The sequence below is a fragment of the Actinoplanes sp. NPDC049599 genome (assembly GCF_044465625.1).
Taxonomy (GTDB): Bacteria; Actinomycetota; Actinomycetes; order Mycobacteriales; family Micromonosporaceae; genus Actinoplanes.
Genome location: NZ_JBITLX010000023.1, coordinates 70,101 through 91,472 on the forward strand (window position 1 = coordinate 70,101; position 21,372 = coordinate 91,472).

Below are 21,372 nucleotides of genomic sequence, written 5' to 3' on the forward strand. Positions count from 1 at the left end.
AAGGACCTCAGGTCGCGACCCCGGCGCTAGGGATGTCCGCGGTCGGCACCGGCGAGCAGCCGACCAGTCGCGCCGCGGCACCGACCCGGATGTCCGGTCGCCCGATGCCGAGCCCTCGCCGCATCCCCCTGGCGGAGCCGACCACCCTGACGGCGGCCCACCCCTACCCCCCGAACCCGGCCGCCGCGCCCGGTGAAACCCGCAACCCGGGCCGTCCTACAGACCTGGCGTCGGTGCTCAGTGCGAGTCCGCGCGACCTCGAAAGTCAGGCCGGCGCGCCGAGCCCGGTCCCGCCAGCGGAATCTCCCCGCCCGCCGACGAGCGCGGAATTGTCCACCACCGTCGGCCAGCCGCTCACGGCCGAGCCGACACCCGGCCAGACCACACCGCCCGGCCAGGAAACAGCCCACAGCCCGGAAGCAACACACGGCCCGGAAGCGGAGCACGGCCAGCAAGCGGAGCACGACAGGGAAGCGGAGCACGACAGGGAAACGGAGTACGGCCCCGAAACAGAAGACGGCCTCAGCCACCCCCACCCCGTCACCCCCGGAGGGCCGAACCCCATCAACCCGCCCCCCAGCCAAGCCCACCCCACCCATCCCGACCAGGCCAATCCCCCTCGGGCCGGCAACCAGCACGCCTTCGGCCCGGGCGATTTCCGCCGGACCGAGACAGTAGGTGTCGCCAAGGTCCCGCCGCCCCGTCCTCTCCTCCCCGGCCTCCAGCTACAACCCCTGGTGCACGTTGATGACATGCCCGCCGCCGTCGCCTTCTACGAGAAGCTCGGCGGCGAGATCAACCACGGCGACCGCGCCGGTGAATGGGTGCTGATGCAGGTCGGTACCGCCCAGATCGGCCTGGTCACCCGGCCGCCCAACGCCGCCCGGGGCGAGAGCACCGTTGAGCTCAACTTCACCGCCACCATGCCGCTCGATCGCCTCGAGCACCTCCTGCGTGCGCAGGGTGTGGTCATCGTCGAGATGGCCGTGGACCGGGATCTCGGCACGCAGTTGCACGTCGAGACCCCCGAGGGCATGCCGGTCAAGATCCATCAGGTGGAGCCGGAGCTCCTGGTCTGAGCGCCGGCATGGCGTACGACACGTCCGGGGTGACCGCGGGGTCGCCGGGCACCAGCCTCGATGCAGAGACGGAGGTCGGTATGAGGATCGACATCATCGGCACCGGCCACAGGCGTACCGGCCGGACGTGGACGCCGCCAAGCGGGCCGAGCTGCTCCACCAGGCCGAGCGGGTCACTCGGCCTCAGCTCTGCTGCGCCAGCGCCCATCCGCAGATCGCCGCCAGCGGTTCCTCCAGCGTGCGGCCCAGCGGGGTGAGAGCGTACTCGACGTGCTGCGGTGATTCCTCCTTCAGGACCCGCCGCAGCACCAGGCCATCCGCGACCATGGCGCGCAGCGTCTCGGTCAGCACCTGCTGCGTGATTCCCGGCAGCCGGCGTCGCAGGGCCGCCGGGCGTTGCGGGCCGGCCAGCAACGCGTAGATCAGCAGCACCCGCCATTTGGCCGCGAGGCGTTTCAGGCGCCAGGCGGTGGCGGCGACGACGGGCTTTCTGCGCCGAACCCTGCGCGATGCCCCCGGGCCGGCACGGCCAGCCGCAGGATGAGCAGCCCGGCCACGGCACCGGCGGCGTTGGCGATCAGGTCGTTGACGTCGACGGTACGGCGGCTGCCCAGCGTGATCCCGAGCAGGAACTGGGTCGTCTCGATGCCCAGGCTCGCCGTGCCCGCCAGCAGGGCGAGCCGGCGGACGTCGTCCAGGGCCGGCCGGAGCAGCGGGAGCAGCACGCCCAGCGGGACGAACATGATCACGTTGAGCACGAAGCTGGGCGCGTCCACCTCGCCGGGGATCCAGCGCAGCACGGTCCACCACGGCTCGCCGGTCCAGTAGGCCGCCGACCGCACCCGGATCGGGAAGATCGTGATGGCGACGACCGCTGCGGCGTACAGGAAGAAGGTCGTCTTTATCAGCCGTCGCATATCAGGACCTCATTCGTCACCCTATTCACTGCACTCAATAAAAGTTTGCAGTGACTGCAACTTACGTCGTAGCGTGGCGCCGTGAACGACGTCGAAGCCCTGCCGGCGCACCGAACCCCGGGTCGCCGGGACCGCAAGAAGCAGCAGACCCGATCCGCCCTGATCGCCGCGGCCCTGCGCCTGGTGGACGAGCGCGGCCTCGAACGGGTGACCGTCGAGGAGATCAGCGCGGCTGTCGACGTCTCGCCCCGCACGTTCTTCAACTACTTCGCCGGCAAGGACGACGCGCTGATCGGTGATCCGCTGATCGAGCCCGCGGAGATGCGCGCCCGGCTCGCCGCCGTCCCGGCCGGCACCCCGGTCATCGCGGCGCTGCTGCCCGCCCTCGCGCCGGCGATCGCGCAGATCCAGGCCGAGCGGGAATTGTGGTTGATCCGGATGCGGGTGATCGAGCAGAATCCGGGCCTGTTGCCCACCCTGATGGCCCGCGGCGCGGTCGCCGAGCAGCAGTTCGTCGCGGCTCTCGCCGAGCGCGTCGGCACCCCCGCCTCCTCGGTGTTTCCGCAGGTGGTGGCCGCTGCCACCGGGGCTGCCTTCCGGATCGCGATGATGCGCTGGTGCGCGGCCGACGGCCGGCTCCCGCTCGCCGATTGTGTGCACGAGGCCTTCGGCGTGCTCGCCACCGGCCTGGCCCACCCTACGAACGAGGAAGTCTGATGTCGCCCGAGAAGGAAACCGGCACCACCGTAACTCAGGCGGAAGCCGTCGTCGCGAAGGACGCGGTGGCCCTGGCCGGCATCCCGGTGGCCGACGACGCCGTGACGGCGGCCGAGGCTGCCGTGCGCGACGATGTCGTCCCCGCACAGAATGCCGGGAAGATGTCGCACCGGGAGGTCGTGCAGGCGCTCTCCGGGCTGATGCTCGGCATGTTCGTGTCGATCCTGGCCTCCACCATCGTGTCCAACGCGCTGCCCCGGATCATCGCCGACCTCGGCGGCAGCCAGTCGGTCTACACCTGGATCGTCACCACCGAGCTGCTGGCGATGACGGCGACCGTGCCGCTGTGGGGCAAGATGGCCGACCTCTACAGCAAGAAGCTGCTGATCCAGCTCTCCCTCGGGCTGTTCGTGGCCGGCTCGCTCATCGCCGGGCTCACCCCGAACGTCGAGATCCTGCTGCTCAGCCGGGTCGTGCAGGGCGTCGGCGCGGGCGGCATGACGGCCCTCGCCATGATCGTGATGGCCGCGATGATCCCCCCGCGGGAACTGGGCCGGTATTCCGGCATGTTCGGCGCTGTGTTCGGCGTCGCCACCATCGCCGGGCCGTTGATCGGCGGGGTCCTGGTCGACACGTCCTGGCTGGGCTGGCGCTGGTGCTTCCTGATCGGCGTGCCGTTCTCGCTCGCCGCGATCCTGCTGTTGCAGCGCACGCTGCACCTGCCGAACATCCGCCGTGCGGTCAGCATCGACTGGCTGGGCGCGGCCCTGATCACCGCGGGCGTGTGCGATCTGCTGATCTGGTCCACCCTGGCCGGCCACCACTTCGCCTGGGGCTCCTGGCCGACCGTGGCCTTCGTGGCCGGCGGCGTGCTGCTGCTCGGGCTCGCCGTGCTGGTGGAGTCCCGGGCGGCCGAGCCGATCATCCCGCTGAGCATCTTCGCCAACCGCACGGTCTCGCTGACCATCGTCGCCAGCGTGCTGGTCGGCGTGGCGATGTTCGGCGGCACCGTGTTCCTGTCGCAGTACTTCCAGATCTCACTCGGCAAGTCCCCGACCGTGGCAGGCCTGATGAGCCTGCCGATGATCTTCGGACTGCTGGTCTCCAGCACCGTCGCCGGCCAGCTCATCACCAAGTACGGCCGCTGGAAGGCGTACCTGGTCGCCGGCGCGGTCGTGATGACCGGCGGCATGGTGCTGCTCAGCACGATCGGCGCGGACACCAGCGTGCTGGTGCTGTCGCTGTACATGGCGGTCCTGGGCGTCGGCGTCGGCATGCTCATGCAGAACCTGGTGCTCGCCGCGCAGAATGACGTCCCCGCGCAGGAGCTGGGCGCCACCACGTCCGCGCTGACGTTCTTCCGCAGCATGGGCGGCGCGATCGGCGTCAGCGCCCTCGGCGCCGTGCTGGCCGGCCGGGTCACCACGCTGATGACCGAACGCTTCGGCCCGGCCGCGACCGGCGACGGCGGCACCGCGGCGGTCCCCGACCTGGCCACGCTGCCGGAGCCGGTGCGCGCCATCGTCGCCGACGTGTACGGCCAGGCCACCGCCGAACTGTTCCTGGTCGGCGCCCCGATCGCGGCCCTGGCTGTGCTGGCCGTCCTGTTCATCAAGGAGAAGCCGCTGCACACCCTCAGCGGCGAGGAGCGCCGCGCGCAGGAAGAGGCCGCCACGGGCATCCAGCTGCTCTGAACCCGGCGCGGAGAAGGGGCCTCGACAGGGGCCCCTTCTTCAGGCCCCGCGCGGCGCGTACATGATCACCGCGACCCCGGCCAGGCACAGCGCCGCGCCGATCAGGTCCCAGCGGTCCGGCCGGAAGCCGTCGAGCAGCATCCCCCAGCCGAGTGACCCGGCGACGAAGATCCCGCCGTACGCGGCCAGGATGCGGCCGAAGTTGGCGTCCGGCTGCAGCGTCGCGACGAAGCCGTAGGCGCCCAGCGCGGCCACCCCGGCTCCGACGAACAGCAGGCCCCGATGCTCGCGGACGCCCTGCCAGACCAGCCAGGCCCCGCCGATCTCGGCGACGGCGGCGAGCAGGAAGAGCGCGATCGAACGCAGCACCGACATGTGCTGCATTCCAGCAGGTCAGCGCGGGCCCGGGGTCAGCTGGGGCGCAATCCCACCGAGGTGCGCGGGGACGGCGGCTCGGCGCAGCCCAGCAGGCCGACCAGACCGGAGATCCAGAGCTGACGGTAGACCGTCGGGCTCGGATGGCTCACCACCAGCTTGACGCCGCTGGCGGCAGCCGTATGGAAGCAGGCGACCAGGATGCCGATGCCGATGCTGTCGATCAGCATCACCCGTTGGAGGTCAAGATCGATCTTGTTCGGGTGGGAGGTGGTCAGCACGTCGTTGACCGCGTCGCGCATCACATGCGCGTTGTCGAGATCGATCTCGCCACTGGGCGCGATCTCGGCGGTGCCATCGGCCAACTGGCGAGTGGTGATCGGCAGATACACAGCTGCCCTCTTCCTGGGCGTCGTGCGGGCGACGCCACTCCGCGCGGGGGTCTCTGCGCTGACCAGCTGCGCAGCACGGCGCCTCACCCAGGCACCGACCGGATACCGCGTCCAACAACAGTCCGCTGGTCTGCAAGTTACGCCAGGTAGGCGCGGAACGCCAGAGTAGTTCATCTGGCCCGAATGTGCTGGATCGGACAGCCGACGGCGCCCGCGTTGACGCCGGGGCGGGTCGGCCGAATACTCGGCGGATGCGGGAAAGGCCCTGACAGGATCGTGATGACCCACTCCAGGCGGCTGCGACCCGTCCCCGAACCCCCGGCCGGCACGAGCTTCAGCAGCGTTGACATCGACGACACCCGGGAGATGCTGAACCGGTTCTACTACCCGCTGACCGTCGGCGTGCCGGACGGCGCGGAGGGCTTCCGGTTCCACGCCGAAGTGATCCAACTCGGACCACTCACCGTCGGGCGACTCGGTTTCGGGGCTTCCGTGACGCTTGTCGCCCCCGAGCTGGGCGGCTATCACGTGACCATCCCGACCGCCGGCTTCGTGCACACCCGGCACGCCGGGCACGAGGTCGTCGCGGGTGCGTCCACCGGGGCGATCTTCGGTCCGGGGCAGCCGGTGCACGCCCGGTACGACGCGCATTCCGCCGAGCTGAACGTCAAGATCACCCGTACCGCGCTGGAGGACGAGCTGGCGACGCTGCTCGGCCGCCCGGTCAAGGGCCCGATCGGGCTGCCGCCGGCCATCAACGTCGGCGCCGGGGCCGCGCAGAGCTGGCGCCGGCTGGTCCAGCTGCTCAGCACCGAGCACGAGTATCCGGGCAGCCTGGTCTGGCGACCGGTGTTCGCCGAGCAGTTACGCCGGAGCGTGCTCAACGGGCTGTTGCTCAGCGTGCAGCACCGGTTCAGCGACGAACTGAGCGCGACCCCGCCCAGCAGCCCGCCGCGCACCGTCCAGCGGGTGGTCGACGCGATCAACGACGCGCCCGACCGGGCGTTCAGCGCGGCCGACCTGGCCGCGATCGCCGGCGTGAGCGTGCGGACCCTGCAGGAGGGCTTCCGGCGGTACGTCGGGTGCTCGCCGATGGCCTACCTGCAGTCGGTGCGGCTGAACCTGGCGCACGAGGCGTTGCGGCGCGAGGACCCGGCGCGGGTCACCGTCGCCGCGGTCGCCCACCGCTCCGGCTTCGCCCACCTCGGGCGGTTCTCGACCGCCTACCGGGCCCGCTTCGGGGTCAGCCCGTCCGAGACTCTCCGCCGCACCCCCTGACCAGCGGGCACGGCGGGTGACGGACGGCTACTCGCCCGGATCGTGCCGGCGGCGATGCCGCGGCAACTCGTCTATCCGTGGCGCCCCGGCGGTCTCACCGAGCAGGTTCCCGCGCGACGGCACCCACTCCCGCCAGGGTCCGAGCCGTGGCGGCACCGCGGCGGCCACCCCGTCACCGGGGCCCTGCAGGGCATGCAGATATTCCAGCACCCGCGCCGCGGACACACTGCCCTCCATGGCCATGGTCAGCATCACCCGGGTGTCGTCGTCGAGCACAAGATCCCGGCCGCGCAGCAGCGCGGCCAGTCCCGCCAGCAGCTGTGCGACCTCACTCGCGTCCCGCTCGGCGTCGGGCAGGCTGCTCACCTCGGCACTTCCCAGCCATCGATCATCTGTCACGTTCCCCTCGCGCCACGTGCCGCGAGTCGCCGCCGGCGGCCCACGAACTGAGTGGTCCCCGCCGGAACACTCACACACGTGCCAACGCAGAAATGTATTCGGCTCACTACACACCGTCCATCCGATGCGCGCGGCCGTTGTCCGAATCACGCTCGCTTGGCGGGCGAAGTACATGATCGTCCCATTTATGTACCCACGGCGCGGCCGGGCCCTCCGACCCTGGGCATCCGGGGCGAGCCGGAGTAGGAAGGGCATCGAGGGATCCCGGCATCCAGCTTGGAGGAGCGTCATGACCGACGAGAACCGCCAGCCGCTCGAGGAGACGCAGGAGGTCGCCGACGCCGTCGCGGACGACGTCGCGGTGAGCGCCTTCGTCACCGGAGGCGGCCCCGACGCCGACAGCCCCACCTTCCTGCAGCCCGGCGAGCGGCCGACGTTCCGGACCGGGGCCGAGCAGGAGTGGGAGCCGGTGGATCTGGCCCTGGCCCAGGGCTGGGATCCGACCCCGGCGAACATCGAGCGGGCTCGCCGGCAACTGGAGCGCGAAGGCCCCGCGGTCATCGAGCGCATCGTCCCCTGAGCGCGCCCGGCGCCGCGACCGCCGGCGGGGTCAGTCCACCGTCGCGGTGATGGTGTGCCAGCCGGTCGCACCGTCCGGGAACGGCGTCGCGCGCTGCTCGGTCTGCACCGCGCCGGTGCCGTCGGTGGCGCGCACCGAGAGCGTGTGCAGGCCGGCGGTGGCGGGCCAGTCGTAGCGCCACTGGACCCAGGTGTCCGAGGACGGCGCCGGCAGCAGGTCCGCCTTCACCCAGGGGCGGTCGTCGACGCGTACCTCGACCGAGGTGATGCCGCGGCCCTGCGCCCAGGCGACGCCGGCCACGGTCAGCGTGCCCGCGGTCAGCTTGGCGAAGGGCGCCGGCCGGTCGATGCGTGAGGCCGTCTTGACCGGGCCGCGGGCGCCCCACTTGCGGCGCACCCAGTACGCGTCGAAGGCGGCGAACGTGGTCAGCTCGATCTCGGTCAGCCACTTGCAGGCGCCGGCGTAGCCGTACAGGCCGGGGGTGAGCATCCGGACCGGGAAGCCGTGCTCCAGTGGCAGCGGTTCGCCGTTCATCCCGACGCAGAGCATCGTGTCCCGGCCGTCGAGGACCGTCTCGACCGGCGTGCCGATGGTCATGCCGTCGGCCGAGCGGGCCACGACCTGGTCGGCGCCCGGCTCGACGCCCAGCTCCCGCAGCAGCGGGGCGAGCGGCACCCCGAGCCAGCGAGCGGTGCCGATGTACCGCCCGCCGACCTCGTTGGACACGCAGTTGAGCGTCACGTCCCGCTCGATCAGCGGCCGGGCCAACAGGTCGTCCATGGAGAACTCGGCCTCCCGCCCGACCATCCCGTGCACCCGCAGCCGCCAGCTCGCCACGTCGATGCTCGGCACGGTGAGCGCGGTGTCCACCCGGTAGAAGTCCGCGTTGGCGGTCACGAAGCCCGGGGCGGTGCCGGTGGGCAGCGGCTTGGCCGGATCGGCGGGGGCGGGCAGCCGCAGCGCCGCCCGGGACCTGGTCACGGCGCCACCGCGGACCCGTTTGACCACCTCGGACGTACCGCCCGCGACGACGGAGCCACCGGCGACCACGGCCGCGGCACGCAGCAGGGCGCGGCGGTCGAAGCCGGTCCGGACCGGCTCGGCCGGGTCGGGCCGGAAAGAGCGGTGGAGCAGGAACAACAGGGTGCCGCCGGCGACGGCGGCGCCCACGATCGAGGGGACCACGTCGTAGCCGGCCGCGGCCGGGCGCAGGGCCGCGGCAACCGCTCCGGCCAGGCCGAACAGGGCGGCGCCGGCGACGGCGACCCAGCGGCGCCGGACACTGAGGACCCCGATCAGCGCGGTGAACAGCAGCAGCGCCAGGCCGATCGTGGCGAGCAGGACGGGTTTGTCGTGGGTGCCGAGGGTCCGTACCGCGAACTCCTTGACCGGGGTCGGCGCCGCGTCGATCACCGCGCCCCCGACGGCGACCAGCGGTCCGGCCTGCGGCCGGGTCGCGGCCGCGAGCAGTTCCGCGAGGGCCACCCCGAAGGCCGTAGCGAGCACACCGGCAAGGGCCGGCCAGGCGTTACGTCGCACCACGCCACTCCTTCCCTGCCGGGCGCCGGCCGTGGTGAGCACCACGGCCGGCGCGTTCCCGAGAAATCAGCTCTTCGGCATCAGGACGGAGTCGATGATGTAGACGGTCGCGTTCGCGGTCTGCACGTTGCCGCAGACCACGGACGCCTCGTTGACCGTGAAGTCGGCGCCGCTGCCCTCGACCGTGACCTCGTCACCCTGCAGGGTCTTGTGGGTGCCGGCCAGCTGCGCCGGGGTGAGCTTCCCCGCGACCACGTGGTAGGTCAGGATGCTGGTCAGCGTCTTCTTGTCGGCCAGCACGGCCTTGAGGTCGGCCGCCGGGATCTTGTCGAACGCGTCGTTGGTCGGCGCGAAGACGGTCAGCTCGGGCGCGTTGTTCAGCGTGTCGACCAGTCCCGCCTGCTTCACCGCGCTGACCAGGGTGGACAGCAGCGGGTTGCCGGAGGCGGCGGACGCGACCGGGAGCTGGGACATGGCGTCGAAGCTGCCCGGGTTGGTCGAGTCGGTCGGCACGGCGGCACAGCCGGCGCCGAAGTTCGCCATCGTGTCGGTGCCCGCCATGCTCGGCGCGGCCGACGCCGTGGTGGCGGCGGGCGCGGCCGCGGTGTCCTCGGCGGCGTCGTCCCCGCCGCACGCCGCGAGGGAGGCGGAGAAGACGAGGGCGGCGGCGACAGCGGTGATCTTGGTGGCGCGCATGATTGGGGTTCCCCTTCGGAAGTGGATGTCACGGAGAATTCGTGACGAACTGCTCGGACAGATGCGCACGGTGGCGCGTGTCACTCAAGTCGGTGGAGTCATAGCGAGAACGAGGCGGCGAGCCGGATCGGCCCGTTTCGTTCTTTTCTTTCCGCTACAGGGGATTCGGAGCGGTATGCGGCCCGGATGGGTCTAGGTCAGCAGCACCTGCGCGACGATCTGACCCTCGGTGGGCAGCGGCGATCCGCCGGCCGGCTCCACCGAGACGGCGAAGGCCTCGTTGCCCGGCACGCCGTCGACGATCTGCGCCGTCGCGGCCTCGCCGGGCAGCAGCAGCCCGGCGTTGACCGGCGCGGGACGGGAGATGTCGCGGATGGTCCAGAGCTGGAAGGCCCGGTCCGCGGCGGGCGCCCGGTCGGCGCGCATCGAGACCACACTCGCCCCCTGCAGCGCCGACGAGGCCACGGTCACCCGGCCCCCGCCGGTGATCGGCGCGGTGCGCACGACCAGGTCGGGGGCGGCCAGGATCGCCTGGGTACGGGCCTCGCGCAGTTCGGCGGCGGCCACGGCGGTGTTCTTGTCGCGTACCCGCTGCTCCTGAACCGCCCAGCTGGCCGCGCCCGCGCCGGCGGCCAGGATGCCCGCCGCGGCCACCCCGGCCGTGTACCGGCGCCAGCGCGACACCGCCGCCCGGGCGTCCGGCGCGGGACGGGCCGACTCGGCCGGCGGCAGCTGACGCGTCCGGCCGACGGCGGCGAGCACGTTCGTGCGCAGCCGCGGCGGCGGGACGGACCAGGTGCTGTCGGCCAGCCGGGACGCGGTCTCGCGCAGCTCGTCGACCTCGCCGCGGCACCCCTCGCAGTCCTGCAGGTGGCGTTCGAAGGCGGCCCGCTCGAGATCGTCCACCGCGTCCAGCGCGTAGGCGCCGACCAGGGCGTGAATGTCCGTCGCGGTCATGCGGGCACCTCCACACCCAGGCAGTCGCGCAGGCGGATCAGGCCGTCGCGCATCCGGGTCTTGACTGTCGGCAGGGGGGTCTTCAACAGCTCGGCCACCTCGCGGTAGGAGTGGCCCTGGTAGTAGGCGAGCGTCACGGCCTGCCGTTGCAGCTCGGTGAGGTCGTCCAGGCAGTGCCGCACCTGCTGGCGTTCGAGCCGCCCGGCCACCTCGTCGACGACCTCGTCGTACGGCGTCTCCACCGAGGCGATGCCGACCTTCATGGTGCGATCGGTCGAGGCCTGCTCGGCGCGGACCCGGTCCACCGCGCGGCGGTGCGCGATCGTGAAGATCCACGACGTCGCGGACCCGCGGGCGGTGTCGAAGCGGGCCGCCGTGCGCCACACCTCGACCAGCACCTCCTGGGCCACTTCCTCGGCCTGGGCCGGATCGCGCAGGACCCGCCGGATCAGCCCGTAGACCCGGGGCGAGACCAGGTCGTAGAGCCGCGCGAACGCCGGCTCGTCACCCCGGGCGACGGCCTGCAGCAGCACACCCACGTCGGTGGCCGGGGCCGGTTCCGGGTCGGGCACGGCCGATAGATGGTCTGGCCGGCGGGCGGCGCCGCGCTCAGTCATGAAGTCAGCCTCTCCATCGCTCATGCCGTTTTCAACTCTCATTCGGCACGGAGGGCTACGCGGATGGGTCGACGCGCCGCATCCGGGACACGTACAACCGATCGGACGAGGTCGCCGTTCTACTACTGGGACGACGGCGGGAGCAGGGCATGGGGCACGGAACGGACGCGGACTACCTGGCGTACGTGCACGGGCGGGTGACGAGGCTGCGGCGCACCGCGTACCTGCTCTGCGGGGACGAGCACCAGGCCGACGACCTGGTCCAGGAGACCATCACCAAGCTGTACGCGCGCTGGTCGCGGATCAGCGGCCTGGAGAACATCGACGGGTACGTGCACACGATGCTGGTCCGCGCCTTCCTCGACGAGCAGCGCCGCGGTTGGTGGAGGGTGCGTCTCGGCGTACCGCCCGATCGGCCCGCGCCCGCACCACCCGGACACGGCGTCGATGAACGGACCATGCTGCGCGCCGCCCTGGCCCGGGTGCCCGCCCGCCAGCAGGCAGTGCTGGTGCTGCGGTTCCTCTGCGATCAGCCGGTGGCCGACGTCGCCCGGGTGCTGGGCTGCAGCGAGGGGACCGTCAAGAGCCAGACCGCCCACGGGCTCACCGCCCTGCGCCGGATCCTCGGCGACCGCATCCACTCCCTCGGGGGCGCACGATGACCGAGCACCCGGACAGCGCCGACCGGGCCGCCGCGGCCCTGCTGAGCCCGCTCGCCGGCGGACCGGCCGGCCCGGCCCGGATCGACGTGGCCCGCGCCATGGCGGAGGGGAACCGGCGACGGCGGACCCGCTGGTGGGCGAGCCTGGCGGCGATCGGTGCCGTCACCGCCACCACCGCCGCGGGCGGCACGCTGGCCTTCTCCGCCGTGGGCCGTCCGGCGCCGCCGCCCCCGATCGCCAGCCCGTCGGTGTCGGCCGCTTCCGCCGGCCCGGCGCCGGCGGACTGCACCGTCAGCCGGCTCAGCGTGCCGGGCGCGGACTCGGCGCTGGTCGCCGGCGGCGACTCCAGCGGGCGCTGGCTGGTCGGCCGGGCCTTTCTGCCGGGAGACAAGGCACGGGTTGTGGTGTGGCGCGACGGGAAGATCGTCGCCGGAACGGAGGTGCCGAACCGGGCCCGCTTCGCGGACATCAACGCGAGCGGTGCGGCGGTCGGCGGCGGTTCCGCTTCCGGGCGGCGGCCGTCGGCGTACCGGGACGGCAGCATGAGCACGCTGGTGGGTGGCGAGGGCACCGCGAAGGCGATCAACGACGCGGGCGTGGTGGTCGGCGCGCTGGGCCCGGCGCAGCAGGTCCGGCCCGTCCGCTGGCCGTCCACCACCGCCCAGCCCGAGCAGCTGCCGCTGCCGCCCGGCGCCCGGTACGGCACCGCGGTCGACGTCGACGACGCGGGCACCGTGATCGGCACTGTCACGACCGACGGCAACCCGGAGTCCCAGATGCTGCTGCCGGTCGCCGATGGCGTCGGCTACCTGTGGCTGGCGGACGGCTCCGGACGCCCCTTCCCGTTGCCCGACGTCAACGGCCGCCCGGCGGACCGGTTCGAGCCCCTGGCGATCCGCAACGGCTGGGTGGTCGGGCATGGCATCGTGCAGACCCGGGACGGGCTGACCCTTGTCCCGCTGCGGTATCGCATCGACACGGACCACTATGAACGGGTGATCGCGCCGGCCGGGATGATGCTGCCGGACCGGGTGGCGGCCACCGGCGCGGTGCCGACCGGCGGCCGACAGCCCGCGGTCATCGACGCCGCCGGGGCGATCACCCTGCTGCCCACCGACCCGGCCCAGGGCAAGGACGCCAACTACGAACTGACCAGCCTGAGCGACGACGGCCGGACCGCGGCGGGCGGGCTGGTCGGCGGGGCCGACGGGAGCCGCCCGTTGCTCTGGCGGTGCCGCTAGTTCCCGTCCTGGGCGTCCCCGGCCAGGGTGATGGTGCGGCCGGTGCTGATCGACTCGGCGGCCGCGGCCAGGATCGCCACGACCTGGGCGCCGAAGGCCAGGTCCAGCGCGGAGGCCGGGCCGCCGTTCGCCGCGGTGATCAGGGCGTCGACCGCCCGGCTGAAGGCCTCCACCGGCAGCCACGGCACCGGCGGCACGTCGGCGATCCTGGACTCGCCGTAGAAGACCGCGTCCTCGCGTTCCAGCGCGGCCGGCGCGTCGAGCGACAGGGTCAGGGTGCTGATCGCGCCGCCGGTGTGGCGCAGCAGCACGTGGGTCATGTCCCGGTCGCCGGCCAGCGCGGTCACCTGGGCGACCGGGCCCAGCACCGGCAGGATCAGCGCGACCGCGTGCGGGCCGACGTCCCACAGGCCGCCGCTCTCCTTGCGCCAGACCGACGCCCCGAACGGGTTGCCGGGCTGGAAGATCGAGCCGAGGTGGTCGATCCGCGCCCCCAGCCAGCCGCCGACGCCGTTGACCTCGTCGATGAACTGCTGGATCTGCGGCATGAACCGGCGGGTGAAGAACACCACGCCGGCGACCTGCTGCTCGGCGGCCGCGGCGACGATCTCGGCGGTGGCCTCGGTGGTGAACGCGATCGGCTTGTCCAGCAGCAGGTGCTTGCCCGCCCGGGCGGCTTTCAGCGCGATGTCCGCCTGCACGGCCGGGGGCAGCGCGATCGCGACGGCGTCCACGTCGGCGAGCAGGGCGTCGATCTCCGCGTACGGCGTCGCGCCGTGCTCGCCGGCCAGCGCCGCCGCCTTGGCCGGGTCCCGGCCCCAGACGCCCACGAACTCCACGTCCGGATGGGCCGCCAGCGCGGGGGCGTGCGCCTGATGGGCCCAGGGTCCCGTACCGAAAAGTCCGAACCGCATCGCCGTGCCGCCTTCCCGCTGGAGATCACACCCGGCCGAAAGTTAACACGCTGCCGCTGATCAGTACGCTGTCCCGGTGATGAACGGCCCGCTGTCGACCGCGACGATCGTGGTCGCCCTGCTGCTGGGGATCTGGTATCTGATCCGCTGTGCGCTGGACCGCGCGCCCGGCAACGCCGACCTGTGGGCCATGCTCGGCCTCAGCGCGCTGGTCGCAGTGCTGGTGGTGGTGGCCGTCGTCGGGCTCATCGGCGGCGACCGGCCCGGCGACACGACCACCTTCGTCGGCTACCTGATCACCACGGTGGCGTTCGCCCCGGTCGGCTTCTACCTGGCCCGGCTGGAGCCGACCCGCTGGGGCACCCTGATCCTCGGCGTCGCCTGCCTGGTGCTGCCCGTTCTCGTGCTGCGGCTGCAGCAGATCGCGGAGGCCACCGGTGGCTGAGCCGACACCCGCACCGACCCGGCACCGGGACGCGGCCATCGGCACCGGCGCCGGCCGGGTGCTGCTGCTGGTGTACGGCATCTTCGCGCTCTCCGCGGGCGCCCGGGCCGGCGTGCAGATCGCCACCAAGTTCGCCGAGGCGCCGCTGGCCTTCCTGCTGTCGGCCTTCGCCGCGCTGATATACCTCGCGGCCACCGTCGGCCTGGCCGTCGGCGGCACCCGGGGTCGCTTGATCGCCCTGACCAGCTGTTCGATCGAGCTGGTCGGCGTGCTGGTGGTGGGCACGCTGAGCATCTTCGACAAGGAAGCCTTCCCGGACGCCACGGTCTGGTCCGGCTTCGGCAGCGGGTACGGCTACGTCCCGCTGGTGCTGCCGGTCATCGGCCTCTGGTGGCTCTGGCGCAACCGCCCCGACCGGCCCTGATCCGCACGACCGGGCCGGCCGCGGCCCTTCAGGCCCGACGGTAGCGACGCAACGGCGATCGGGCGGGGGCGGTGGACACCACCTGGCCGCGCGCCTCAAGGCGCGCAAGCGCCCGCAGGACATTGGTCAGGGCAAGACCTGTTCGTTCCTCCAGATCCCGGCGACTGAGCTCAGCGCCTCCGGCCAGAGCGGACCAGACCAGGTCATCGGCGGTAGCGCCGGATTGCTGAGGCACCGTGGGCTCGGCAGTACGCTCCTGCGACCGGCATCAAAGCCCGGCGCAGGCTGAAAGTCCTCGTTCTCGTTCAAGCCGAGGATGACGGTGCCGCCCCGATCTACGGGCATACCGCAGGACCTCCGTGCTAAAGACTTGTGCAAAAGACTTTTGCAGCCGGAATCGGCGGGTGTGCTCAGCTGCCGGTCCAGGCGGCGGCCCCGGGCTCCGGCGACCCCGCGGATTCGGCCAGTGCGACGATCGCCGGCCGGTCCAGCTCCATCGAGTAGACGGTCAGCTGGAGCCCGTTCCCCAGGTCCACGATCAGGTAGTTGCCCGGCTCCGGGAGCTCGGAGTACCGGTACCGGGCCGGATGCCCGGCCACCCGCAACGAGGTGCCGCCCGACGGTGCCGGGGTCACCGTGCCGATGCTGATCGACGTGCCCGAGGCGACGATGTCACCGAAGGGATCCAGCTCGCCGAAGTCGGTCACCGCGAGCCACTCGCCGGGTGAGACGCCCTTCACGGTCTGAGACGCGACGACCCGGTCGGCCGGCGGCCGTACCGTGAACGGCAGCCGCAGGGCGGCGGGGTCGGGCCGCACCGAGCGGGCGATGCGCAGCAGGGTGGCCTGGGGCAGGCCCGGCTCGTCCGTCCGGATCTCGATCGTGACCGCGCCGGCCTGCCAGTACACGCCCGGCTGGCCCGCGGGGCGGTAGCTGCCGCTGATCCCGTTGATGTCGACCGGCTGGTCGCCCTCGTCCCGGGTCACCTCGGCATCCGCGGTGGCGACGACGGTCATCACCAGGCGGTCCGGCGCGTCGTCCATGAGCAGCGGGGACTTCGGCGCGGCCGACGCCCACATCCGGGTGAGGCCGGCTCCGGGACGGACCGTGCGGTAGTACTCGGCGTAGCCCGGCGGCAGCCAGCCGGGGCTGAACTCCAGCGGCACGAGGCGGGTGTCGACGGCGGACACGCTCGGGTTCGGTGTGACACTCGGCGGCTGCGGCGCCGGGCCGTCGCGGAGGACAAAGGCCGGGACGGCCGCCACCGCGACGACGGCCGCGGCAGCGAGCGTCAGGGCCAGGCGGCGCCGGCGGACGGCCCGCACCCGGCGCTGCGGGAGGGCGGCCAGGATGCGCCGCGGATCGACGGCCCGCTCGGCCTGCTCGTGCTGCGCCGCGCGGACGAGGTCTTCGATGGATCGGCTCATCACTTCTCCCCGGTCAGGATCGGCGCGGACGGCAGCTGCTCGCGCAGGGCGAGCAGGGCACGGGAGACGTGGGAACGGGCGGTGACCGCCCGGCAGCCGAGGGCGTCCGCGATCTCGTCGTACGACATGTCCTCGTAGAAGCGCAGCGCGACGGCGGCCCGCTGCTTCGCGGGCAGGATGGCGATCAGCCGCCACATGGCGTCGCGCTCACCCAAGGAGGCGCCGTGGTCGGGCACGCTCCCGGCGGCCGCCTCCAGCGACTCCCGGGTCACCGGTCGCGCGGCCCGGCGCCGGCGCCAGGACAGGAACTCGTTGACGACCATGCGCTTGACGTAGGCCTCGGGCGCGTCGAGCCCGGCGATCCGGCCCCACCGCTGCTGGGCCCGGACGAGCACCTCCTGGGTGACGTCCTCCGCCAGATGCGGGTCCCAGGTCACCACGGTGGCGTAGCGCAGCAGGGCGCCGAGCCGCAGGGCGACGAACTCTTCGAAGGTCACAACCCCTCAACGCATCGACGGAAACGAAACGTTGAGGGGTTCGCGACGGAACTTCAGGAATCCGCGCCGACGGTGTGCGGCAGGAAGTTGCAGTTGTCCCGGGTGACCAGCCCTTCCGTGCCGAGACCCTCGCGGATGCCCATGCCGGCCGGCTCGCCGTCGATCAGCCAGGCGCCGATCACCGGGTGCACGGTGCCCTCCAGGCCGTCGAACGACGGGAGCTCCAGCAGCTCCTGCACCACGTAGCGGCCGTCGTTGCCGTACTCCGACGGGTTGTCCACCAGGGTGACGCCGTCCTTGACCAGCTTGACCGAGCCGCCCTCGCGGCCCCAGACCGGCTTTTTCGCGTACGAGGTCAGGCTCGCCGCCTTCGACGACTCCGCGAAGTATGCCGGGAGCAGGTACTTGCCGCGTTCCGGGTCGTCGCCGAAGAGCTTCCACAGCACCGGCAGCAGCGCCTTGTTGCCCAGCAGCGCCGCCTTGTACGGAGGCTCCATCCACACCGTGCCGCGCTTGCCGGGATCGGCCATGTTCCGGAAGAAGGCCTTGCCGCCCTCCTCGTTCCAGAACCACTCCCAGGGATACAGCATGAAGATCACGTCGATCGGCTGCGCCTTGTGTTCCTGGCCCGGCGCGGGCACGAACAGCACCCGGTCGCCGGCCACGTCCCAGCCGATCTGGCTCATCGCGATGAGCTCCACCGGATAGCCGGCCTCCTCGGCCGTCGCCATCAGGTAGGCCACGTTCATCCGGTCCTCACCGGACGTCTCGCTGGTCTCGTACGCGAAGAAGATCTTGGGTTTCTCCGGCAGCCACGGACGGGCCTCCCGGAGCTTGCCGATGTTGCGCCGCCAGGCGCCGGGGTTGGCCGGCTCGCCGTCGGCCGCCTCCCAGCCGACCAGGCGGTCGTGGATGGAATTCCACTGCCGCCACTCGTGCTGGGTCACGCCGGTCTGGTCCACCCAGTGCCACTGGATGACCGCGGCCTCGACCAGCGACGTCGGGGTCTGCGCGTTGTACTCCAGCAGCCGCGGCGTGCTGCCGGCGCCGTTGTACCAGAGGTCGAAGCGGCCGTAGACGGTCGGCGAGAAGTCCGGGGTCTGCATCGGCAGCCGGCCGTCCGGGTCCTTGTCCTGGTGCGTCCAGGTCTCGGCGTCACCGTCGAACCAGGTGCGGATGATCTGCTCGTGGGTGTACTCCGGCACGCCGATCCTGGCCAGGAAACACGTCTCCGGCCCGCAGACCGAGGCGAAGTAGCCGTCGCGCCGGCCCTGGGCGGTGTGCCGGGGGCACTGCTGCACCATCCAGTCGCCGGCCTCGAGACACATGCTGTAGAGCGCGGCCGTCACCGTCTCCAGCTCCTCGATCTCGGCCGCGCTGAAGTCGTAGTACGGCCCCTCCTGCCAGTACGACATCATCGTGCCGTCCGGCAGCTCGGTGTCGTTGTAGGTCAGGCCGAGGCTGAAGTTGGTGAGCCGCCAACCGTCACGCACCGGCCCGTACGGGATGCGCCGCACCGATCAGCCACCCGACCGGCTGGACGACTTGCCCGACGTGCCGCTGCCGCCCTTGCCGACGACGCTGGTCTTGACCGTGCCGTTGCTGATCCGGCCCGACGAGGGCAGCCCGAACGACGACCGCGCGGCCTTGTCGTTGTAGGCGAACTTGCTGCCGCCGGCGGGCAGCCGGGAACCGACCGGGTAGCCCGAGCGGTAGCCGGACGAGTGCCAGATGAAGAAGCCGCCACCGCCGCCGCCGTTGTTGTCATCGTCGTCGCAGTAGTCCTCGTCCACCACGACGCCGTTGGCGTCGGCGCAGTAGAAGCCCTCGTCCTGGTACTCGTCGCCGTTGTCGCAAGCGGCTACCCCGCCCGCGGCCAGCAGCAGGAACGTGCTGGTCAACGACACGCTCCGAGAGCTCATCCGTCGGTTCACAGTCGGCTTCTCCACCCTTCGCCCTGTCCGGCCCGCTCACTCATGTGTAGCGCGCCGAATCAAGCCACGACCTCAGTCGCGGGGGCCTCCGGCCACGTAGATGACCTGGCCGGAGACGAATCCCGCTCCTTCACTGACCAGGAAGGATACGGTGTTCGCCACGTCTTCGGGACGGCCCGCCCGGCCGACCGGGATCTGACCGATCGCCGCCTTCTGGAAGTCCGCGAAGTCGACGCCGACCCGGGCCGCGGTGGCCGCGGTCATATCGGTCACGATGAACCCGGGCGCGACCGCGTTGGCGGTGACCCCGAAGCGACCCAGCTCGATCGCCAGCGTCTTGGTGAAGCCCTGCAGGCCGGCCTTGGCGGCGGCGTAGTTGGCCTGGCCCCGGTTGCCCAGCGCCGACGTGCTGGACAGGCACACGATGCGGCCCCACTGGGCGTCGACCATGTGCTTCTGCACGGCCCGGCTGAACAGGAAGGCGCCGCGCAGGTGGACCGCCATCACGGTCTCCCAGTCGTCGTCGCTCATCTTGAACAGCAGGTTGTCGCGCAGCACGCCGGCGTTGTTGACCAGCACCGTGGGCGCGCCCAGCTCGGCGGTGACCCGCTCGACGGCGGCCGCCACCTGGACCGCGTTGGAGACGTCGGCGCCGACCGCGAGGGCGGTGCCGCCGGCGTCGTGGATCGCGGTCACCGTGTTCGCGCAGGCCCCCTCGTCGAGGTCGACGACCGCCACGGCCATGCCGTCGGCGGCGAGCTTGCGCGCGGTCGCCTCGCCGATGCCACGTGCGGCACCGGTCACGATCGCTACCCGACTCGGCTGGGTCATTGCTGGCCTCCCGGTTGATCTGTTACGCGGTCGGCCGACTCTAACCCAGCCGTTACCGGCGGGTTACCACCCGGGGCAATCTTTCTGCATCACAGATGCATGTTGTTGGTCACGGCTTGCGGCACAGCCGAATCCAGCGGTAGCCGTAGCCGCCGACCGTGAGCTTGTCGAGCTTGCCGGGCTCCGGGTATTCCTGGTCGGCGAGCACGTCGTTGGGGAAGTCGGCCTCCGGGTAGAGGCTGCCCAGGTCGACCTCGCCGGCCTCCGGCGCCAGGTTGTGCAGGAAGAGCACGGTGCCGGTGGCGCCGTCCGCGCGGTGCACCAGCAAGCCGGTCGACGCGGGCACGTCGACGTGCGTGCAGCTGCCGGTGCCGACCTCGGGCGCCTCCTTGAGGGTCCGGATCATCCGCTCGAACCAGGACAACAGCGACTTGGTGTCGTGCCGCTGCAGGGTCACGTTGAGCCGCTCGTAGCCGTAGTCGCCGCCGGTGATCACCGGGCGGACCAGCTGGTCGGCCGCGGCGGTGGAGAAGCCGCCGTTGGCGGCCAGCGACCACTGCATCGGGGTGCGGATGGCGTTGCGGCCGTCCTGGGTGAGGTCCTCGCCCATGCCGAGCTCCTCGCCGTACCGCAGCACCGGGGTGCCGCGCAGGCTGAACTGCAGCGCATACGCGAGCTCGATGCGCCGGCGGTCGTTGCCCAGCATGGTGGCCAGCCGGCGCCGGATGCCCCGGCCGTAGAGCTGCATGTTCTCGTCCGGCCCGAACTCGGCGAACACCTCGGCGCGCTGCTCGGCGGTGAGCCGGGACAGGTCCACCTCGTCGTGGTTGCGCAGGAACGTGGCCCACTGGCCGCCGACCGGCAGCTTCGGCGTGTCCCGCAGGGCGTCGATGATCGCCTCCGGGTTGCCCCGGGCCAGCGAGAGCATGAGCCGGCTGTTCAGCATGAAGTCGAACAGCATGTGGATCCGGTTGGCCGAGCCGCCGGCGTCGCCGAAGAACTCCTTGAGCTGCTCGGGCTCGACGTTCGCCTCGGCCAGCAGCACCGCGTCGCCCTGGCGCCACTGGATGTACTGGCGCAGCTCGCTGAGGAACTCCATGTCCTTGGGCGAGTCGGGGTTGCCCGGCTCGGTCTGCTCGACGATGAACGGCACCGCGTCCATCCGGAAGCCCGAGACGCCCAGCTGCAGCCAGAACGCGCAGATCTTCTTGATCTCCTCGCGGACCTCGGGGTTGTTGATGTTGAGGTCCGGCTGGAACTTGTAGAAGCGGTGGTAGAACCACTTCTTGGCGGTGCGGTCGTAGCTCCACGTCTCGGCCTGCTCGCCGGGGAAGACCATGCCCTGGTGGCGGTCCTCCGGCTCGGCGTCGGACCAGACATACCAGTCCCGGTACGGCGAGTCCGGCGACGACCGGGCCGACTGGAACCACGGGTGCTGATCCGAGGTGTGGTTCACCACCAGGTCGATGATGACCCGGATGCCCCTGTCCCGGGCCTGGTGCAGCAGGTCGGCGAAGTCGCCGAGGTTGCCGAAGCGCGGATCCACGTTGTAGAAGTCCGCCACGTCGTAGCCGTCGTCGCGGTCCGGGGTCGGATGGATCGGGTTGAGCCACAGGCAGGTGATGCCCAACCGGGCCAGATAGTCCAGCCGCCCGATCAACCCCTTGATGTCACCGACGCCGTCACCGTTGGAGTCGGCGAAGGTGTCGATATCGGCGCAGTAGATGACGGCTTTCTGGTACCACCGGTCGCTCATG

The 21,372-nt window shown here is 71.7% G+C and carries 25 protein-coding genes; 9 read left to right on the forward strand and 16 right to left on the reverse strand.

Annotated elements, in window-relative coordinates:
• Positions 1-329 precede the first annotated feature (329 nt).
• A complete protein-coding gene (locus tag ACIBQZ_RS31765) occupies positions 330-1,079 on the forward strand; it encodes a VOC family protein (RefSeq protein WP_396092505.1) in 750 nt (249 codons plus the stop codon).
• 183 nt (positions 1,080-1,262) lie between these two features.
• Here the strand turns inward: ACIBQZ_RS31765 and ACIBQZ_RS31770 are convergent, their stop codons facing one another.
• Together ACIBQZ_RS31770 and ACIBQZ_RS31775 are read right to left on the reverse strand one after the other, a co-directional pair.
• Positions 1,263-1,538, reverse strand: a complete 276-nt coding sequence (locus tag ACIBQZ_RS31770) for a winged helix-turn-helix transcriptional regulator (RefSeq protein WP_396092575.1) — start codon at positions 1,536-1,538, stop codon at positions 1,263-1,265.
• Positions 1,535-1,996 (reverse strand): VanZ family protein, encoded by a 462-nt coding sequence (locus ACIBQZ_RS31775; RefSeq protein WP_396092506.1) that lies wholly within the window; start codon positions 1,994-1,996, stop codon positions 1,535-1,537. The genes ACIBQZ_RS31770 and ACIBQZ_RS31775 overlap by 4 nt, the downstream gene beginning before the upstream one ends.
• An 81-nt stretch (positions 1,997-2,077) precedes the next feature.
• Here ACIBQZ_RS31775 and ACIBQZ_RS31780 point away from each other — a divergent pair, with 81 nt between their 5' ends.
• Together ACIBQZ_RS31780 and ACIBQZ_RS31785 are read left to right on the forward strand one after the other, a co-directional pair.
• Positions 2,078-2,713, forward strand: coding sequence for a TetR family transcriptional regulator (locus tag ACIBQZ_RS31780; protein ID WP_396092507.1), 636 nt, complete (start codon positions 2,078-2,080; stop codon positions 2,711-2,713).
• 161 nt (positions 2,714-2,874) lie between these two features.
• Positions 2,875-4,407, forward strand: coding sequence for an MDR family MFS transporter (locus ACIBQZ_RS31785; protein ID WP_396092576.1), 1,533 nt, complete (start codon positions 2,875-2,877; stop codon positions 4,405-4,407).
• A 39-nt stretch (positions 4,408-4,446) separates the two neighbouring features.
• Here the strand turns inward: ACIBQZ_RS31785 and ACIBQZ_RS31790 are convergent, their stop codons facing one another.
• Both ACIBQZ_RS31790 and ACIBQZ_RS31795 read right to left on the reverse strand, forming a co-directional pair.
• Entirely contained in the window at positions 4,447-4,782 is a 336-nt protein-coding gene (locus ACIBQZ_RS31790; protein ID WP_396092508.1) for a YnfA family protein, read from the reverse strand.
• 35 nt (positions 4,783-4,817) lie between these two features.
• Positions 4,818-5,174 (reverse strand): STAS domain-containing protein, encoded by a 357-nt coding sequence (locus ACIBQZ_RS31795; protein ID WP_396092509.1) that lies wholly within the window; start codon positions 5,172-5,174, stop codon positions 4,818-4,820.
• A 279-nt stretch (positions 5,175-5,453) separates the two neighbouring features.
• Here ACIBQZ_RS31795 and ACIBQZ_RS31800 point away from each other — a divergent pair, with 279 nt between their 5' ends.
• A complete protein-coding gene (locus ACIBQZ_RS31800) occupies positions 5,454-6,452 on the forward strand; it encodes an AraC family transcriptional regulator (RefSeq protein WP_396092510.1) in 999 nt (332 codons plus the stop codon).
• 27 nt (positions 6,453-6,479) lie between these two features.
• Here the strand turns inward: ACIBQZ_RS31800 and ACIBQZ_RS31805 are convergent, their stop codons facing one another.
• Complete coding sequence (locus ACIBQZ_RS31805; RefSeq protein ID WP_396092511.1) at positions 6,480-6,818, reverse strand: hypothetical protein; 339 nt, start codon at positions 6,816-6,818, stop codon at positions 6,480-6,482.
• Positions 6,819-7,140: 322 nt separating this feature from the next.
• On the opposite strand from ACIBQZ_RS31805, the gene ACIBQZ_RS31810 reads away from it, so the two are divergent.
• Positions 7,141-7,431: a hypothetical protein gene (locus tag ACIBQZ_RS31810; RefSeq protein WP_396092512.1), complete on the forward strand. Its 291-nt coding sequence runs from the start codon at positions 7,141-7,143 to the stop codon at positions 7,429-7,431.
• Positions 7,432-7,461: 30 nt separating this feature from the next.
• Here the strand turns inward: ACIBQZ_RS31810 and ACIBQZ_RS31815 are convergent, their stop codons facing one another.
• From ACIBQZ_RS31815 to ACIBQZ_RS31830, 4 genes are all read right to left on the reverse strand, one after another.
• Positions 7,462-8,970: a molybdopterin-dependent oxidoreductase gene (locus ACIBQZ_RS31815; protein WP_396092513.1), complete on the reverse strand. Its 1,509-nt coding sequence runs from the start codon at positions 8,968-8,970 to the stop codon at positions 7,462-7,464.
• Positions 8,971-9,036: 66 nt separating this feature from the next.
• Positions 9,037-9,666, reverse strand: coding sequence for a fasciclin domain-containing protein (locus ACIBQZ_RS31820; RefSeq protein WP_396092514.1), 630 nt, complete (start codon positions 9,664-9,666; stop codon positions 9,037-9,039).
• Positions 9,667-9,858: 192 nt separating this feature from the next.
• A complete protein-coding gene (locus ACIBQZ_RS31825) occupies positions 9,859-10,623 on the reverse strand; it encodes an anti-sigma factor domain-containing protein (protein ID WP_396092515.1) in 765 nt (254 codons plus the stop codon).
• On the reverse strand, positions 10,620-11,240 hold the full coding sequence (locus ACIBQZ_RS31830; RefSeq protein ID WP_396092516.1) for a sigma-70 family RNA polymerase sigma factor: 621 nt from the start codon (positions 11,238-11,240) through the stop codon (positions 10,620-10,622). Before ACIBQZ_RS31830 ends, ACIBQZ_RS31825 begins: the two co-directional genes overlap by 4 nt.
• Before the next feature lie 149 nt (positions 11,241-11,389).
• On the opposite strand from ACIBQZ_RS31830, the gene ACIBQZ_RS31835 reads away from it, so the two are divergent.
• Positions 11,390-11,902 (forward strand): SigE family RNA polymerase sigma factor, encoded by a 513-nt coding sequence (locus ACIBQZ_RS31835; RefSeq protein WP_396092517.1) that lies wholly within the window; start codon positions 11,390-11,392, stop codon positions 11,900-11,902.
• Positions 11,899-13,143, forward strand: a complete 1,245-nt coding sequence (locus ACIBQZ_RS31840) for a hypothetical protein (RefSeq protein ID WP_396092518.1) — start codon at positions 11,899-11,901, stop codon at positions 13,141-13,143. Before ACIBQZ_RS31835 ends, ACIBQZ_RS31840 begins: the two co-directional genes overlap by 4 nt.
• On the opposite strand, the gene ACIBQZ_RS31845 is transcribed toward ACIBQZ_RS31840, so the two are convergent.
• Positions 13,140-14,057: a Gfo/Idh/MocA family protein gene (locus tag ACIBQZ_RS31845; protein WP_396092519.1), complete on the reverse strand. Its 918-nt coding sequence runs from the start codon at positions 14,055-14,057 to the stop codon at positions 13,140-13,142. The genes ACIBQZ_RS31840 and ACIBQZ_RS31845 overlap by 4 nt on opposite strands.
• 79 nt (positions 14,058-14,136) lie before the next feature.
• Here ACIBQZ_RS31845 and ACIBQZ_RS31850 point away from each other — a divergent pair, with 79 nt between their 5' ends.
• Positions 14,137-14,502, forward strand: a complete 366-nt coding sequence (locus ACIBQZ_RS31850) for a hypothetical protein (protein WP_396092577.1) — start codon at positions 14,137-14,139, stop codon at positions 14,500-14,502.
• Positions 14,495-14,926 (forward strand): hypothetical protein, encoded by a 432-nt coding sequence (locus tag ACIBQZ_RS31855; RefSeq protein WP_396092520.1) that lies wholly within the window; start codon positions 14,495-14,497, stop codon positions 14,924-14,926. Before ACIBQZ_RS31850 ends, ACIBQZ_RS31855 begins: the two co-directional genes overlap by 8 nt.
• Positions 14,927-15,336: 410 nt before the next feature.
• Here ACIBQZ_RS31855 and ACIBQZ_RS31860 read toward each other — a convergent pair whose 3' ends face one another.
• The 6 genes from ACIBQZ_RS31860 to ACIBQZ_RS31885 form a co-directional block, all read right to left on the reverse strand.
• A complete protein-coding gene (locus ACIBQZ_RS31860) occupies positions 15,337-16,353 on the reverse strand; it encodes a hypothetical protein (protein ID WP_396092521.1) in 1,017 nt (338 codons plus the stop codon).
• Positions 16,353-16,850 carry a SigE family RNA polymerase sigma factor gene (locus ACIBQZ_RS31865; RefSeq protein ID WP_396092522.1) on the reverse strand — a complete coding sequence of 166 codons (498 nt, stop codon included), beginning with the start codon at positions 16,848-16,850 and terminating at the stop codon, positions 16,353-16,355. Before ACIBQZ_RS31865 ends, ACIBQZ_RS31860 begins: the two co-directional genes overlap by 1 nt.
• Before the next feature lie 53 nt (positions 16,851-16,903).
• Positions 16,904-18,343 carry a glutathionylspermidine synthase family protein gene (locus ACIBQZ_RS31870; protein WP_396092523.1) on the reverse strand — a complete coding sequence of 480 codons (1,440 nt, stop codon included), beginning with the start codon at positions 18,341-18,343 and terminating at the stop codon, positions 16,904-16,906.
• Between the two features lie 27 nt (positions 18,344-18,370).
• Entirely contained in the window at positions 18,371-18,772 is a 402-nt protein-coding gene (locus ACIBQZ_RS31875) for a hypothetical protein (protein WP_396092524.1), read from the reverse strand.
• A gap of 84 nt (positions 18,773-18,856) precedes the next feature.
• Positions 18,857-19,615 carry a 3-oxoacyl-ACP reductase FabG gene (gene fabG / locus ACIBQZ_RS31880; RefSeq protein WP_396092525.1) on the reverse strand — a complete coding sequence of 253 codons (759 nt, stop codon included), beginning with the start codon at positions 19,613-19,615 and terminating at the stop codon, positions 18,857-18,859.
• Between the two features lie 109 nt (positions 19,616-19,724).
• Entirely contained in the window at positions 19,725-21,371 is a 1,647-nt protein-coding gene (locus ACIBQZ_RS31885; RefSeq protein ID WP_396092526.1) for an alpha-amylase family protein, read from the reverse strand.
• Between the last annotated feature and the right edge of the window lies 1 nt (position 21,372).